Origin of the sequence: Winogradskyella ouciana (assembly GCF_009709615.1) — a bacterium.
GTDB classification, from domain to species: domain Bacteria; phylum Bacteroidota; class Bacteroidia; order Flavobacteriales; family Flavobacteriaceae; genus Winogradskyella; species Winogradskyella ouciana.
Genome location: NZ_WJYA01000008.1, coordinates 27,590 through 44,349, shown reverse-complemented (window position 1 = coordinate 44,349; position 16,760 = coordinate 27,590). Strand labels below are relative to the sequence as shown.

The 16,760-nt window shown below is 32.3% G+C and carries 21 protein-coding genes; all 21 read left to right on the top strand.

The genetic code is table 11. The annotated features are described in order from the left end of the window. Nucleotides 1-95 precede the first annotated feature (95 nt). The 21 genes from F1003_RS13085 to F1003_RS12985 all read left to right on the top strand — a co-directional run bounded on the left by F1003_RS13085 (nt 96) and on the right by F1003_RS12985 (nt 16,754). Nucleotides 96-1,493 carry a short-chain fatty acid transporter gene (locus F1003_RS13085; RefSeq protein ID WP_155089889.1) on the top strand — a complete coding sequence of 466 codons (1,398 nt, stop codon included), beginning with the start codon at nt 96-98 and terminating at the stop codon, nt 1,491-1,493. An 88-nt stretch (nt 1,494-1,581) separates the two neighbouring features. Further along, complete coding sequence (locus tag F1003_RS13080; RefSeq protein WP_155089888.1) at nt 1,582-2,382, top strand: DUF6090 family protein; 801 nt, start codon at nt 1,582-1,584, stop codon at nt 2,380-2,382. A 127-nt stretch (nt 2,383-2,509) separates the two neighbouring features. After that, nucleotides 2,510-3,280: a DUF6090 family protein gene (locus tag F1003_RS13075; RefSeq protein ID WP_155089887.1), complete on the top strand. Its 771-nt coding sequence runs from the start codon at nt 2,510-2,512 to the stop codon at nt 3,278-3,280. Further along, nucleotides 3,273-4,049, top strand: coding sequence for a DUF6090 family protein (locus tag F1003_RS13070; protein ID WP_155089886.1), 777 nt, complete (start codon nt 3,273-3,275; stop codon nt 4,047-4,049). Before F1003_RS13075 ends, F1003_RS13070 begins: the two co-directional genes overlap by 8 nt. Further along, nucleotides 4,050-4,844 carry a DUF6090 family protein gene (locus tag F1003_RS13065; RefSeq protein WP_155089885.1) on the top strand — a complete coding sequence of 265 codons (795 nt, stop codon included), beginning with the start codon at nt 4,050-4,052 and terminating at the stop codon, nt 4,842-4,844. It begins immediately after the preceding gene. Beyond that, entirely contained in the window at nt 4,837-5,586 is a 750-nt protein-coding gene (locus tag F1003_RS13060; RefSeq protein ID WP_155089884.1) for a DUF6090 family protein, read from the top strand. The genes F1003_RS13065 and F1003_RS13060 overlap by 8 nt, the downstream gene beginning before the upstream one ends. Further along, nucleotides 5,583-6,335, top strand: coding sequence for a DUF6090 family protein (locus tag F1003_RS13055; protein ID WP_155089883.1), 753 nt, complete (start codon nt 5,583-5,585; stop codon nt 6,333-6,335). The genes F1003_RS13060 and F1003_RS13055 overlap by 4 nt, the downstream gene beginning before the upstream one ends. Then, nucleotides 6,328-7,062, top strand: coding sequence for a DUF6090 family protein (locus F1003_RS16860; RefSeq protein WP_202913898.1), 735 nt, complete (start codon nt 6,328-6,330; stop codon nt 7,060-7,062). Before F1003_RS13055 ends, F1003_RS16860 begins: the two co-directional genes overlap by 8 nt. Further along, nucleotides 7,059-7,811: a DUF6090 family protein gene (locus F1003_RS13045; protein WP_155089882.1), complete on the top strand. Its 753-nt coding sequence runs from the start codon at nt 7,059-7,061 to the stop codon at nt 7,809-7,811. Before F1003_RS16860 ends, F1003_RS13045 begins: the two co-directional genes overlap by 4 nt. Then, on the top strand, nt 7,808-8,548 hold the full coding sequence (locus F1003_RS13040; RefSeq protein WP_155089881.1) for a DUF6090 family protein: 741 nt from the start codon (nt 7,808-7,810) through the stop codon (nt 8,546-8,548). Before F1003_RS13045 ends, F1003_RS13040 begins: the two co-directional genes overlap by 4 nt. After that, entirely contained in the window at nt 8,545-9,285 is a 741-nt protein-coding gene (locus F1003_RS13035) for a DUF6090 family protein (RefSeq protein WP_155089880.1), read from the top strand. Before F1003_RS13040 ends, F1003_RS13035 begins: the two co-directional genes overlap by 4 nt. Next, complete coding sequence (locus tag F1003_RS13030) at nt 9,278-10,045, top strand: DUF6090 family protein (RefSeq protein ID WP_155089879.1); 768 nt, start codon at nt 9,278-9,280, stop codon at nt 10,043-10,045. Before F1003_RS13035 ends, F1003_RS13030 begins: the two co-directional genes overlap by 8 nt. 144 nt (nt 10,046-10,189) lie before the next feature. After that, nucleotides 10,190-10,888 (top strand): DUF6090 family protein, encoded by a 699-nt coding sequence (locus F1003_RS13025; RefSeq protein WP_235898384.1) that lies wholly within the window; start codon nt 10,190-10,192, stop codon nt 10,886-10,888. Continuing rightward, complete coding sequence (locus F1003_RS13020) at nt 10,881-11,633, top strand: DUF6090 family protein (protein ID WP_155089877.1); 753 nt, start codon at nt 10,881-10,883, stop codon at nt 11,631-11,633. The genes F1003_RS13025 and F1003_RS13020 overlap by 8 nt, the downstream gene beginning before the upstream one ends. Next, nucleotides 11,630-12,439: a DUF6090 family protein gene (locus F1003_RS13015; protein WP_155089876.1), complete on the top strand. Its 810-nt coding sequence runs from the start codon at nt 11,630-11,632 to the stop codon at nt 12,437-12,439. The genes F1003_RS13020 and F1003_RS13015 overlap by 4 nt, the downstream gene beginning before the upstream one ends. A gap of 37 nt (nt 12,440-12,476) precedes the next feature. Further along, on the top strand, nt 12,477-13,190 hold the full coding sequence (locus F1003_RS13010; protein WP_155089875.1) for a DUF6090 family protein: 714 nt from the start codon (nt 12,477-12,479) through the stop codon (nt 13,188-13,190). Nucleotides 13,191-13,195: 5 nt separating this feature from the next. Next, nucleotides 13,196-13,936 carry a DUF6090 family protein gene (locus F1003_RS13005; protein ID WP_155089874.1) on the top strand — a complete coding sequence of 247 codons (741 nt, stop codon included), beginning with the start codon at nt 13,196-13,198 and terminating at the stop codon, nt 13,934-13,936. A gap of 22 nt (nt 13,937-13,958) precedes the next feature. Then, entirely contained in the window at nt 13,959-14,726 is a 768-nt protein-coding gene (locus tag F1003_RS13000) for a DUF6090 family protein (RefSeq protein ID WP_162306981.1), read from the top strand. 107 nt (nt 14,727-14,833) lie between these two features. Next, nucleotides 14,834-15,169 carry a hypothetical protein gene (locus tag F1003_RS12995; protein ID WP_155089872.1) on the top strand — a complete coding sequence of 112 codons (336 nt, stop codon included), beginning with the start codon at nt 14,834-14,836 and terminating at the stop codon, nt 15,167-15,169. A 111-nt stretch (nt 15,170-15,280) separates the two neighbouring features. Further along, entirely contained in the window at nt 15,281-16,033 is a 753-nt protein-coding gene (locus F1003_RS12990; protein WP_155089871.1) for a hypothetical protein, read from the top strand. After that, on the top strand, nt 16,026-16,754 hold the full coding sequence (locus F1003_RS12985; RefSeq protein ID WP_155089870.1) for a DUF6090 family protein: 729 nt from the start codon (nt 16,026-16,028) through the stop codon (nt 16,752-16,754). Before F1003_RS12990 ends, F1003_RS12985 begins: the two co-directional genes overlap by 8 nt. Nucleotides 16,755-16,760 lie beyond the last annotated feature (6 nt).

Genomic DNA, 16,760 nt, shown 5'->3' with positions numbered 1-16,760 from the left:
ATAAACACGAAAGACAAAGAGTTAGCATCAGATGATTAAATTCTTTATACATACCGTTTAAAACATATTAATGTAATAATAAAAACCAACCTATTATGCTCACAAAATTCGGAGAAGTATCAACAAAACTATTTGAGAAATATATGCCAAATGCATTTGTATTCGCTATGTTACTTACCATTTTTACAGGATTTATTGCTTTTATCTGGCTAGATGCTTCACCCATGGAAATCATTAAAGGTTGGTACGATGGTTTTTATTCGTTGTTAGAGTTTGGGATGCAAATTGTATTGATTATAATCACAGGGTTTGCCATAGCACTTTCTCCATTTATAAATAAAGGCATAGACAAATTGACCATTCGCCTCAAAACACCAAGGCAAGTTTACCTCATGGTGGTATTAGTAGGGACACTGTTGTCACTTATAAGTTTTGGTTGGATTGTTATTACATGTGTGTTAGCGAGAGAATTAGCAATCCGAGTTAAAGGTGTAAACTACCCTTTTTTAGTAGCCTGTGTTTACTTTAGTGGTGGAAGCTGGGTAACAGGTCTTTCTAGCTCTATTCCATTACTGTTGGGAACAGAAAATAATTATCTAATTGAAGCAGGAATCTTAACAGATATAATTCCAACCACTTTTACATTGGGCTCTGCTTTAAACTTTGCTATGATGGCATTATATGTAATATTTGCGCCTTTAATGATTATTCTTCTTATTCCGAAAACGAAAAACATCAAACAACTCGAGGATATGTTAGAGGATAAAACGGCCCAAAAAGAACTTTCCATAAAGGATGAAGCAATTGGTTTAAACTTATCATATAAATCCGTTTCCGATAAATTAAATAATGGTGTTTTGCTCCTGTCTTGTATTGTTTTAATGGGATTGAGCTATATCATCTATCACTTTTACACCAATGGTTTTCAATTGAATTTTAATATTATGATTTTCATTTTCTTGATGATTGGCCTGGCATTGCATAAAACACCGATGCGATATGTCATTGCTATGAAACGATCTAGTAGTAATGTATCAGGTATTTTATATCAATATCCTTTTTATGCAGGTATTATGGGTATTATGCTGTACACAGGTTTAGGGGAGAAGTTGGCAGAAATTTTGGCCTCTGTTGCAACCATTGATACCTACCCCTTTTTCGCTTACCTCACTGGTGGAGTAATCAACTTTGCTATACCATCTGCAGGTGGCGAATTCGCTGTAGTTGGTCCAAGTATTATTGAAGCCGTTAAAGTAATTGGTGAAGGTTTGCCAACTAACGAAGTTACAGCAATGGTATCAAGAGCGTCTTTGTCCATCGCCTATGGAGAGAGTCTATCTAATGTGTTGCAACCCTTTTATTTATTGCTTGTATTTCCCATCATGGGAAAAGGCATTAAAATTCAAGCACGCGATGTCATGGGCTATTTGGTCCTTCCATTTATAGTTTTTTTTATCATCCAATCTATTTTAGTCATTTGGATGCCATTATAAAATTCACCAACAAAACAGATATAACTGAAACTAAAATCAATCGCAAGGGAATTGTTTTTGGTAACTCAAAAAAAATAAAGACCTATTAATGATAAAATTCTTCCGACATATACGTCAATCCATGATTAAACAGAACAAAACTAAAAAATACTTGCTTTACGCTATTGGCGAAATTATCCTAGTCGTGATTGGAATTTTGATTGCACTACAGATCAATAATTGGAATAATGACCGCATTAACGCTAACCGAGAAGCTAGTTATGTAATCAACATAGAACGTGATCTTAATAATCAAATAAAAGCTATCGATTTGCAAATTGACTTTGAAAAAGAAATTACAACCTCTTGTAGAATTGCTCTAAAACCCTATAACGAAACCAATACCTTTAAAATTGATAGTATTACAGCAAGAGCTTTGGGGACTATAACCAGTAGACGAACCTTTCTAAACACTAATCCTACATACACCGAGCTCATTTCGTCTGGCAATATTGAGTTATTAAAAAACGAAAACTTTAAGGATCAGCTTATTAATTATTACCAAGAGTTAGAGCGCATCGAAAAAGTTATCGATAAGAATAATACCTATTTTACAGATCAACAATTTATACCAGTCATATATCGATTAGGCACTATGGATTCCAGTAAAGAATGGGATAATATCTTTAGAGGGTTTATGAGACAATACAAAAGTGAAAATCCTTTAACTACTAAAAATTTAAAACGCTTAACAGATATTAGCAACACGCTTTTAAAACAAGACGAAAATGAATTGATATTTGCCAATTACCTGTCTGAAAGGGAAGGAATAGCCATATTACATATTTTTTTCTTACTAGAGTTTAAGGCCCAAACTAAACAATTATTAAAGGCTATAAAAGTGTATTAAATGAAAAAAAAATTCAGATTATCGAAACATCATTTTGCTGTCACATTGAGCGTAGTCGAAATGAAGCAAAATCAAAGGTCTGGTAGACCTTTGGTTGAGATAGCCGCTTGCGGAAAAATCAGAAACTATGATTAAGTTTTTTAGAAAAATCAGATTCAACCTTATGAGTGAAAACAAAACAGGCAAGTACCTCAAATACGCCATTGGCGAAATTATCCTTGTAGTCATTGGGATTCTCATTGCGCTTCAGATTAATAATTGGAACGAAGTACAAAAAGATAGAAACAGAGAACAAGCCATTTTAAAAAGCCTTAAAATTGACTTCAATACTAATATTAATAATGTTAATGATGCTTCTTCTAGTTTTATGGAAGCCTATGAAGCTTCAGTAAATTTACTCGAAATCATTAGGAATCATGATAGTATTGACGGTTCAGAAATTGAACAATTAGTAGATGATATTATTAATAAAACAAAATCACTTGATATCATAACCGGATCAATTGATGAAATGCTAAATACAGGATCCATTAACTTGATAAGAGATAAGAATTTAAAGAATAAATTATCTAATTGGTCTTATTTTCAGACTGATACAGAGGATGATATTGTAATTTATAGAGACTATTTATTTGACTTCTTTATTCCATCATTAACTAATAAAGCCCTTTTGAGAAATATGGCAGTTCCAGATTTTTTTGAAGACGATTTGAACTTAAAAAAAATTGCCAAATCAAATTTCAAAATTGATTATAATAAAACTATTCGGACCATTGAATTTGAAAATGAAGTTTACAACAATGCCTTAAATTATATGTATGCAATTAATTCTTACAAGGTGTTTAATGATTATTTAACCGATACTTTAAAACTAATTGAATCAAACATTAATGATTAAATTCTTCCGCCATATTAGACAACGACTTGTAAAGGAAAACAGGACTTCAAAATATCTGCTCTACGCCATTGGCGAAATCGTTCTTGTGGTTATTGGAATTCTCATTGCCCTTCAGATTAATAATTGGAATGAACAATCTAAAACAGAACAATCTGCGAAAGAACAATTAAAATTGTTGACACAAAATGTATCTGATGATATTCAAAAACTAAAAGAGCTTAATCAATCCATTACAGCTAAAATATCGGCAGGCGAACTATTATCTCATCAATTTCAGGAAATAAAACCTTACGATAGACTCACCACTAATTATTTGGTCGAAATATTATTTGAACAAAATTTTTATAATGACAGAACGGCCTACGATAAATTAATTTTAAGTGGAGAATATTCGGTTTTTCCCACTGAACTTCAAAATCAAATTTCTGAATATTATAGCTTATTAGACCGAGTAAAAGAGCGTGAAGAAATATCGAATACCTTTATAAAAAATGAAATAGAACCACACTATTTTAATACTTACAGTAAATATATTAGAAAAGGAAGCAATTTACATCCTTTAGTGGTTAACTATTATAAGAATGATAAGAGACAGCCTATCTCGTTAGATGTTGAGCAGATTAAAAATGATAGTAAAATGGAGGGATTGAATTTTGGTAGTCTATACCAATCGCGAACGCAGCAGGAGTTTTATGAAAAAGCAATTGAAAAAGGAAATCTCATCAAGAAATTAATAGATAATTATTTAAAAACTAATGTGAAAATATAGATGATAAAATTCTTCCGCCATATACGTCAGTCCATGATAAACCAAAACAGAACCAAAAAATACTTGCTTTACGCCATTGGCGAAATTATCCTTTTGGTGATTGGGATCTTGATTGCCCTTTCTTTAAATGGGTGGAAAGAAAAAAACGAGCTGAAGACCCAGGAATTAAATACATTAAAGCAACTTAAGGAAGAATTTAAAGCAAATCTAGAACAGCTGGATGAAAAAATATCGATGCGTACAGCAATGATCCACTCAGGAACAACCCTCTTAAAATACCACGACAACCCCAATCTTAGCAACCTCGATTCTGTGGCTATATATTTAGCACGTTCCTCGGTATCACCAACGTTCGATCCAATTACAAATGATCTTATAAGCGGGGGAAGATTATACCTTATCCAAAATTTAGAATTAAGAAGTAAACTTTCAAAATGGCCTAGTGATCTTGTACAGGTTACTGAAGAAGAGGTGGCATGGATTTTCATATTACGAAACACTTACATGCCCTTTTTATATGAGAATTATCCCGTTAGGGATTTAAATGCCGCAAAATGGAACAAACTTGATGTGGTACAAACACTGTTATTGGACAAAAATAATACCACTACCAAAGATTTTGGCCAATCGAAACATCCTTTTGATGTAAAGGCATTTCTTGCCAATCCTAAACTCGCAGATCAATTATCGACAGTTATTTCCAGTTCCATGTTTGCAAAAATACAGAGTGAAGCCCTTCGTAAAGATATCGTTTCCATCATTAAACTTATTGATAAAGAATTGCAGGATGATTAAACTCTTTAGAAATATACGAAAACGCTTAGTTGCTGAAAGTAAGTTCAGCAAGTATCTACTCTACGCCATTGGCGAAATTATCCTCGTGGTTATTGGGATTCTGATTGCGTTACAGTTTAACAACTGGAATACCGACATGCAAACCAAGGAGGTACAAATAAAGTATCTCCATGAAATTGCCAATAATTTAAAAGCAGATTTAGAAGATGTAAGATTTAATATAGGTTTTAATGAAACAAGGCTTAATGCAAGTCGAATTGTTTTAAATAGTCTTAATCACAATGTTACATATTCAGATTCATTAGATGTCTATTATGGGAGCTTACTTTATACAACAAGATCTGTGGTTAACTATAGTGCCTATGAAACGTTAAAATCTAAGGGGTTAGAAATAGTTACTAATGACAGTTTAAGAAAAGCAATTACAAAACTTTATTCTTTCTATTACCAAAATGTAATTGACTTTGAAATCCAAGATGACCATGCTATGCAATATCAGATTGTAATGCCAACTGTTTTAAGCAGAATTGAGGTCAGAAAAAAAGATAATAATTCCATAACTGGCGAACAGTTAGGACAACCAATCAATTTTGAGACACTTAAAAATGATGTAGAATTTAAAAATGCCATTGTAATGAATGAAGACCTGAGAGTGTATATGCTTAATAACTATAGGCAATTAGAGCAAAATATACTAGAATGTACTGCGCTAATCAATGATGAATTAGAAAATTTAAGATGATAAAATTCTTTCGACATATTAGACAACGACTCGTAAAAGAAAACAGGACTTCAAAGTATCTGCTCTATGCCATTGGAGAAATCGTCCTTGTGGTTATTGGGATTCTCATTGCGCTTCAGATTAATAATTGGAACGAAGAAAGAAAAACAAATGCCAATTTAAATAAAGCCCTCAAGGCTTTAAAAACAGATTTGGTTCAAGATTCACTTTTAATTGCCAATCATCTACCAGATGTAAATTATCAATATCAGCTCAATGAATCACTTAGAGAGCGTATGGCAATGCCAAAAGCAACGGTTGATACACTGTTGAAAATTACCCGAAATGAATTCAACCCAAATTGGAACAATCCAATCTTTTACAACACCAACGCCTATAAAAGTTTAAATGACACAGGACTCATTGATGTAATGAATGATTCCCTTAAAGCCCATATAAAAGATTATTACAATGGTAAATTTTACCGAGAAGGTATGGTTGAGAGCATTACCAAAGATTACAGGGCAAAGTTGGCGCAGTATGTCGATACATACACTTTTGGCTCTACCGACTTGCACGACCAAGGTAAGCTTATTGATTCGTTAGTTTGGAAAGATATTGACTTAGCGCATTTGGCTGCAGCATTTCAAGGAATTAGCAATTTTAAGCGAATTCTTTTTAGACTGACCAAAGACGAAATGGAATATTCCTTAAGTAACTCAAAAGGGTTAATTCAACATATTGATCAAAACCTAGATGCTAATGATTAAATTCTTCCGTCAAATACGATACAAGCTTATGAGTAAAAATAAAACAGGTCGATACCTCAAATACGCTATTGGCGAAATCATCCTGGTAGTAATAGGAATTCTCATTGCTTTGCAGGTTAATAATTGGAATGAGGAAAGAAAAGCAAATAACGAATTGCTGAATATTAAAGAAAACCTTTTACAAGAATTTGAAGCTAACCGTAATGAGTTACAAAACGTATTAAAGTCTGTAGACTATACAAAAAATGGAGGATTAGACATATTGGCTGTCATAGGTGAAGAAAAAATTAATGTTTCGGAAGAAGAATTTAATAAGATGATTGAGAAGTCTCTTTTTTTTCCTACTTGGAAGCCAAAAAATTTCACGCTTAATGAACTAAAAAACACAGGTAAATTAATATTGATTAAAAATGATACACTTAAAAGACTACTATTTAATTGGGAAAAGCATATAAGTATCATAGAAGAATGGAATCGAAGAGTAGAAAAAAGTTCTCAAGACATTATAGATTATATAAAAGCGTATGGCTCTATACGTAACATAAACCACAAGCGTATAGAAACCGAAGCATCCTCATTGAATGTGAGTAATATGGCACTGTTTGATGACGTGAGGTTTGAGAATCAAATAGACGAAAAAGTTTTATATGCACAATTTATGAAACAATATTTAGAGGAAGCTGACGACATTATTTCAGAAATTTTAGAAAAAGTGACACAACAATGATAAAGTTTTTCCGCCATATTCGCCAATCCATGATAAATCAGAACAGAACCAAAAAATATTTGCTCTATGCTATTGGTGAAATCATTCTCGTGGTCATTGGGATTCTTATTGCGCTGCAGATTAATAATTGGAATGAAAACAGAAAGCTCGTAAAGGCCGAAATAAAAGCGCTAAAAGAATTACAGGAAGGGTTCAAGGCAGATACTTTAGATTTGAATATAAATATTGAAGCCCTTACCAAGGCATCTAGATCTGGTACTATAATTTTAAAACAATTAAAATCCAATGCGCCTTATCACGATTCTTTAAGTCTCCATTTTGCATCGGCATTACAGCTCACCCGACTTATTAGCAATGATGGACCCTACGATATGTTAAAAACAAAAGGTTTAGATTTAATTTCGAATGATTCATTGCGAAAAAAAATTATCAATATGCACGATAACAGATATGAATCCTTGCGTATCTGGGAAAAAGGTTTCTTCGTCTCGGACCGCTACATTCAAGAACAATGTATCGAATTGTTTGATGTAGTCCAGTTTTTCGATTTAAGCCACGAAGGCATCATTGATGCAAGAATGGTTCCACACGATTATGAAGCGCTAAAAACCAATAAAAGGTATCAAACAATGATTAGAACGTATGCCACCCAAAGCAGATTGTTCTTGATGTATACAATGAGTATCAAGGCAAAATTAAAAGCCATAATAAATGATATTAATAACGAATTGAAAGCACTCTCCCAATGATAAAATTTTTCCGCCATATACGTCAGACTATGATAAACCAGAACAGAACCAAAAAATATTTGCTCTATGCGATTGGTGAAATCATACTCGTGGTTATTGGAATTCTCATTGCGCTGCAGATCAACAATTGGAATGAAAATAGGAAAAATCAAATTATAGAAACAAGCTATCTACAGAACTTATTAAAAGATCTAAAAAGAGATAGTGTTAGTTATGTTAACGGATGGGTATTGCGGTATGATTCTAAGCTCAATGGACTCCGTTTGGCAAAAGACTATTTTTATGGCGATTATAAGCCTAAGGACACTATTGAATTTGTTGGTTCGATAGGTAAAGGCGGTATTGGTAGCATAGGCGGAATACCCATGAATGACAACACATTCAGGGATCTTATAAGTACTGGTAATCTAAGCCTCATCCAAAATGAGGCTATTCGCAATAGCATTTCTGGTTATTATAGTTACATCGAATTTTCAAGATCATATCTTGATAATCTCAAAACAGATTATGCAGGCAGAATAAATTCTTTAATTCCATACGTTCCCTCTGATCCTAAAAACATGGATCCAAGAGATTTGAAATTAGTTTTTAAATCATTAAAACAACCAGACTTTATTGGACTTATAAATCAAGAAATTACCTATGGCCACGCACTAAACAGAAGATACGTCGTTCAATACAAAGAATCATTATCAATAAGAGACTCAATTGTAAACTATTTAAATAAAAATCGATGATTAAATTCTTCCGAAACATACGTCAAAGTCTCCTGTCTGAAAATAAATTCAACAAGTATTTAATTTACGCCATCGGCGAAATTATTCTGGTGGTTATTGGGATTTTAATTGCATTGCAGATTAATAATTGGAAAGAACAGCGTAATAATAGTGAGTTAGAAAATGAGATGCGAGCAAATTTTAACTCAGAGTTTAGCAATAACTTAATAAAAATTAAGAAAAGCATTCGCCAATATGAGGAGACAGAAGAGGCTATTCGGTATCTAATGTCAAAAATGAAGGCAGATGAAAAGGAACTTCAAAAAGAAAATATAGACAGCTTACTGGCAGCTGCAGTAGACGTTTTTGAATATCACCCAACACAGAATACCTTGACAGAAATCTTATCCACAGGCAACCTAAACCTTATTACAAATGATTCCCTTAGACACGAGCTTCTTAATTGGTCTGCTGAGTTTGACGAATTAGATGAGGCCTGGAAAACTTTAGATGACTTTAACCAGCATATGGTAATACCATATCTAACCGAAAATGCATCCATGAAAAATATTGACAAGTATTCTCTAATGGCTTGGGAAGAATCATCCAAGTTTAATGTGGATTATGTAAAGCTATTTAATGATATTGAATTTGAAAACCAATTAGATAACTTAGGATGGGCAGTAGTAAATTATAGATTGGTATTGAGCCGATTAGAGAAGTTGATAAATAAAATAATTCTATTAACGAATGATTAAATTTTTCCGTCAAATAAGATATAACCTCATGGAACAAAACAAAAAAGGAAAGTACCTTAAATACGCCATTGGCGAAATTATACTAGTGGTCATTGGTATTCTTCTAGCACTCCAAATCAATAATTGGAATACCAACAGGCTAGAAAGAAATGAAGAACAACAAATTCTTAAATCCCTTAAAGATGATTTTGAAGAGACCAGTACCAATTTAGATGAAACCATAAAGAAACAAACAAGAGTGGTTGAATATTGCCGACAACTTATTAGTGAGATGCGAAGAGGTAATACAGAAATTGACTTAAATACACTGGGTGAGTATATCTATAGAGGTGCTTTTTCCTATTGGCGGATAGAACCCGTTAATGGTACTTATGATGCCATGATAGGTTCTGGTAAAACGGGAACCATACAAAATCAAAACCTTGTACAACTGTTGGCAAAATTTTCCGCAGAAGTAAAATTTGGCTTTGAGGACGAAACCATGGCTGTGGCTCTTGCCACCGCATTGGTAGATAAATCCAGTCATTATTCAACAAAACTGTTTCCAGAAGTTTTGCATGGTTATCTTAAGTGGGAAGAACAATCAATTAGTGAAAGTGAAAAGCTAATGGTAATTGAGCAGCATATGAACAACGAAACATTTTTGGGTAATTTAATAATGAAGTTTGGTTTAGAGCAAAACAGGCTAGATTACCAAAATGCTATAAAGGAATTAACTAACAATATTCTCGCGGAATTGAATGAAGAATTAGCAAAATAACATGATTAAGTTTTTTAGATTATCGAAACTAAATTTTGCAAAGCAAAATCAAATGTCCTGTGGACATTTGGTTGAGATAGCCGCTTGCGGAAACAATAAAATAAGATAATTATGATTCAATTCTTTCGTAAAATCCGCAATAACATGATTAAAGAAAATCGTTTTTCAAAATACCTGCTCTACGCCATCGGAGAAATCATCCTTGTGGTTATTGGGATATTAATAGCGCTACAAATCAATAATTGGAATAATAACCGCTTAAACAAAAATCTTGAAAAAAGAACCTTAATTAGTTTAAAAAGCGACCTTAATCTTCAAGAGAAAATAATTCAAAGACAAATAGATAAGGAAAACTTTTTTATGGCCTATGCAGACTCTTGTCTTAATATGCTTAATTCTAATATTGAGGTTAAGAGACTTGCAGTTCTGCTAGACACCCTTTCTGTACGTCTAACGTTTGTGGCCAACAAGGCCACTTTTAATAATATGGGTACTGGAGGAAAGACAGCCGTAATAAGCAATCCGCAATTACATAAAGATATAGTGGAGTACTATCAGTTTTTGGATTATACCGAGTCGGTTGTAAATCATAACAATCTATATAGAGTGAATAGTCAGTTTGGGACCTATGTGCTAAATAATAAATTGGGAATTAATCTTAGGGATAACGGTACGCTTTATCTTAAAAACGATTTAATGCCAGATCAAAAATATGAATTGTTTAAGCAATTAGAGGGTAGGAGCTATAGTGCAGAAAATAGTAGAAATAAATGCGAACTTTTATTAGAGCGCACCAAATATTTAATTGATTTAATAGATAAAGAATTAGAAAACCGTGATTAAATTTTTTAGACATATCCGTCAATCCATGATAAATCAGAACAGAACCAAAAAATATCTGCTCTATGCCATTGGTGAAATTATTCTCGTGGTCATTGGGATCCTTATAGCTCTTCAAATTAATAATTGGAATGAAAACAGAAAGCTCGTAAAGGCCGAAATAAAAGCGCTAAAAGAATTACAGGAAGGGTTTAAGGCAGATACTTTAGATTTGAATATAAATATTGAAGCCCTTACCAAGGCATCTAGATCTGGTACTATAATTTTAAAACAATTAAAATCCGATGCGCCTTATCACGATTCTTTAAGTCTCCATTTTGCATCGGCATTACAGCTCACCCGACTTATTAGCAATGATGGACCCTACGATATGTTAAAAACAAAAGGTTTAGATTTAATTTCTAATGATTCATTGCGAAAAAAAATTATCAATATGCACGATAACAGATATGAATCCTTGCGTATCTGGGAAAAAGGTTTCTTCGTCTCGGACCGCTACATTCAAGAACAATGTATCGAATTGTTTGATGTAGTCCAGTTTTTCGATTTAAGCCACGAAGGCATCATTGATGCAAGAATGGTTCCACACGATTATGAAGCGCTAAAAACCAATAAAAGGTATCAAACAATGATTAGAACGTATGCCACCCAAAGCAGATTGTTCTTGATGTATACAATGAGTATCAAGGCAAAATTAAAAGCCATAATAAATGATATTAATAACGAATTGAAAGCACTCTCCCAATGATAAAATTTTTCCGCCATATTCGTCAATCCATGATAAACCAAAACAGAACCAAAAAATATTTGCTCTATGCGATTGGTGAAATCATACTCGTGGTTATTGGGATACTCATTGCGCTTCAGATTAATAATTGGAATGAAAATAAAAAATTGCGCAATCAGGAAATTACATATCTACACAATTTAAAGGGCGATTTAAAAACTCAGATAAGTATGTTAGATGTCTATATTGATTATGAAAATATTATAATCGACCATTCAAATGATATTATTGAGCATTTCGAATTGAATGGAGGTTTTGATGATATGGACAGTGTTTTTCCAAAATTGAATGATCTAACAACACGCTGGACATTTTCTAATGCAAACACAACGCTTTTACAGATGTTGAATTCTAATCAAATTAATATCATTCAAAATACAGAGTTAAAAGAGGAGCTCATAGCCTTTAATCAACAAATAGACTTATTTGCCAAAAACACAAATATCAACAACACCAATCTCGTAGATAACTTAACAACTGACACTTTTGTTAAAGTAGGTGGATTTGCTTCTTATGGGAATTCTGAGAGAATGGTTAAAAAATTCAATGACTTTTATCCTTTCAAAAATAAAACAGTCAATGATAATGAGCTTAAAGCGCTAGCAATTCAAATCATAAACCAACCCAAAAACAAACTAGAGATTATAAACAAAGTGTCGTATAGGAACACGATATCTAGTTTACAAAAATCAGGTAACGAAGCTTTAAGAGTGAGAACAGAACAAATCTTAAAAATGATTAATAATGAAATTGATATGAGTAACTAAGATGATAAAATTTTTTAGACATATTAGATATAAACTTATGGAAGAAAACAGAACCAAAAAATATCTGCTCTATGCCATTGGTGAAATCATTCTCGTCGTAATAGGGATTCTCATTGCACTACAAATCAATAATTGGAATGAAAATAGAAAAATTAATTTAGAAGAAGATAAAATTCTTTTAAATCTCACAACAGATTTAAAGCAGGCCTTACAGGAATCTAAAAGTCAAATTATCAGAGAGCAAACCATATCAAAAAGCCTTCAAATTATTTTAACCGATTCACCAGAAAGAGAACGATATTTTGACCATTCTAAGGCAGATTCTCTTTTTTATGAGTCTTTTTTAAGTTTACAAACTACTTCACCAATTATTCAAACCTATAGTGATATTAAATCTTCGGGCAAGGTATCGCTAATAACAAATCAACAAATTAAGGATAGACTAACTAAACTGGAAAACTCAATGACTGATCTTCGTTTTCAAGTCGATGATAACATGACCGTCCAACAACTTAATGTCGATAAGGTTACTATAAAATACCTTGATATCGTAAAAATGCTAAATGAAAGAAACCCCAAATTTAAGCTTACTGAAATTGGCCAAAATGATTATCGGACATTATTGCAAAACAAAGAAATAACGAGTACGCTTGCACTGAAACTATTAGTTGTTGACAATTTGATTGGTGAACGTATAGTATTGCATAATGATATTAAAAGCTTAATAAGCTTAATTGAGAATGAACTTTAAAACCAATGATTAAATTTTTCCGTCACATACGTCAATCTATGATAAACCAAAACAGAACCAAAAAGTACTTGTTGTATGCTATAGGCGAAATCGTCCTTGTGGTCATTGGGATTCTTATTGCGCTTCAAATCAACAATTGGAATGACGAAAGAAAAACAAAAAATCTGGAAGAGAAAATACTCAAAGAACTTCATGTTAATTTAAGTATGGATCTCGAAGAATTACAAGACGATGTGTCCTATATGGACAATATAAATAGTGCAAGTTTAGATGTTAGAGAATTTATTAAGAATAATGAATTCCCTAACGATTCGATTTTTAAAGTCATTTCTATTCTTAGAGTTACACCTCATTTTGATCCTAACAAAAGTGGATATCAATTATTGCAATCTAAAGGTGTAGAAGTAATTTCAAACGATAGTTTAAGAAATGATATTTCTCTGCTTTACGAAAGGTCTTATCCTTACTACAAAAGGTACGAGGAGGAGCGTTTGCGTTTTCATGCATTACATAGCGAACCACTATTATTGAAATATTTCACTATGCAATTCAATTTAAGCAGAAAATACTATGGAGATTTTAAAATTTCTCAGGAAGATTACAACAAAATAAGAACTGATGATGCTTTTCTGAAATTATTATCTGCAATAGCTTTTGAGAATGCGGCAGTTCAAAACAGAGGTGAGGGAGTAATAAAAAATATTGAATCGCTTTTAAATTCTATTGAAAAGGAACTCTCTGATTAAATGTAATAATGAAGGACAACCAATGATAAAGTTTTTTAGACATATACGTCAATCTATGATAAACCAAAACAGAACCAAAAAATACTTACTGTACGCAATAGGCGAAATCATCCTAGTGGTTATTGGGATTTTAATTGCGTTACAAATCAATAATTGGAATGAATCAAGGAAAAACAGTATAACAGAAGATGAATATTACTGTAGATTGCTCGAGGATTTTGAATTAGACCGCCAAAATATAAAGCGATTGTCTGAAGAATCAGACTATAAAATCAGAACCAGCAAAGCACTTCTTTTAGAATTGCCAAAAAAGGAAAAATCCAAAGAATACCTTATCGATAATTATATACAAGGCTTAAGAACCAACGCTTTTGTGCCTAGTAAAGTAACGATATTGGATATTACCTCTTCGGGTAAATTAAATCTCATAAAAAACGAATCGTTAAAAAAGACACTAATTAGATATTATGCAGAACTAGACAATCTCATATACCAACTAGATTTAAATAGAAACCATAGTATAGAACGCGCTTTTGCTTATGAAGATGATAACCAGGTAGGGTTTCAATATGCAGATTATGCCAAAGCATCCTTAGGAGATGAAATTATGGCCACTTTACCTATAGATAATTGGCATTTAGATGAAAGTTCTAAAGTGTATAAACAATTTCAGAACGATCTTGTGTTTTTTGTGCTGATGAGCAATAGGGAAAAACAACATTTTCAAAAAATCCTTAACGAAATGCAACCAGTATATGAACAATTACAGAAGCTGTGTCATCATAATTGATTAAATTTAGTATTCATATAATCAATCCAATAGAATAGTATATATAATAATGTACTATTAGAACTAATGAGTAACATCAAATAAAAACCAATTAAAAATTTATAGTCATGAGCGAAGAACAATATAAGTGGAGCAAAGAAGAATTGCAGACCTATATCCTTTTACTCTGCGCCAATGCAGATAATAATGAGTCTGAAGAAGAAATTAATATGATACAATCTAAAGTACCGACCAAAACATTTTTAAAAATATATGCTGAGTTTAAAAATGATTCAGAAGAAGAGCAATTAGAGAAAATAGAAAATGCAGTAAATAAAAATACCTACACGGAGATGGAGTTGGCAGCTTTTAGAAGAGAAATCTATCATGTGTTCTTTTCTGATTGTAATTTCACTATGATGGAGAAAAGACTAGATTGGACTTTAGATAATATTTTGTATTAACATGTTGATTTTTATAGAGGTTATGGATACTCAATTTAGCAATGCGAAATAAAAAAAACGTAAGGTTTTTGATAACGGCAGCCAACATTAGACTAAAAAATAGTTCAATACATGATTAAGTTCTTTCGTCATATCCGCCAGTCCATGATCAACCAAAATAGAACCAAAAAATACCTTCTCTATGCCGTTGGAGAAATCATCCTTGTCGTTATCGGTATTCTTATTGCACTTCAAATAAATAATTGGAATGAAAACAGAATAAATAGAAATGCCGAAAAAGATATTATAAGAAAGTTAAACAAGGATTTTAAGATTAACAAAAAAGCTATAGAAGAAAATTTATTACGTCTCGAAAATCAAATGGATGCCAATAAGATATTGATGACTTTAATTGGCGCTTCTGATGAAGAACTTTCGGTTCATAATTTAGATAGTCTATTTAGCGTCAGCATGGGGGATAGTGATATTGCATTTGCTGATAATACTTTAAACAACTTAATACAAACTGACCGACTTACTTTAATACAGAATGAAGCATTATCCGATTTATTGTATCAATGGGGCGTTATAAAGGAGATAAGAGCCAAAAGGGTAGATAGAATAGATAATTGGGTCAATGAACAGTATTTACCCTATTTGCTTTCTAAAATTTCGTTTAAGGAAATGGATGCATACAGTGGTTTTGAATGGGCCGGAAAGTCTAAGGTAAAGCCTAGTTACTACTCGTTATTTCAAGAAATAAAGTTTGAGAATTTTTTGGATAATGTTCTGTGGTATAATCAAAAATTATTAGAGAGAAACTTGGAGACTAAAACTTTGATTAATGAAATTATAGTGCAAACAAAATCGTCTATTAATGATTAAATTCTTCCGCCATATCCGTCAATCCATGATCAACCAGAACAGAACCAAAAAATACCTTCTTTATGCCGTTGGAGAAATCATCCTTGTCGTTATCGGTATTCTTATTGCTTTACAGATTAATAATTGGAATGAGTTGAATAAAAACCAAAAGGAAGAACTAAAGTTATTAGAGGAAATGCATAGAAATCTCACTACCGATTTTGAAGACTGTTTATGGAATATTAATCAACAGAAACAGCTAAAAGCTTCAAACCAGGAAGTGCTTTTTCATTTAGAACAAAAAACATCGCTTACGGATTCATTAAAACATCATTACGGCAACTTAATTTATTCAACCACCCAAAGAAGAAACATGGCAACGTATGATCATTTAAAATCTAGGGGAATAAATCTGATTAGCGATGATAGTCTGCGAACACACATAACCCAGGTATATTCTGAACGCTATTATTTTATTGAGAAAATGGAATTAGAGTATGACAATCCATACCAGTTACAAACACTTATTCCGCTTATAAATAAAAATATTGTTATAAACACAAACACATCTACGGCAGAGCCCTTTGATGTGCAAAGGCTGTATGTAGATCACGAATTTAAGGGAGCTTTGCGCATGAATATTAAGATAAGGGAGAAAATGATGCGACACTATTTCAGTCTAAAAAATGATTTGGAAGATCTGATTATACATATCCAATCAGAAATTGAGCAACCAAATTAATCAAAA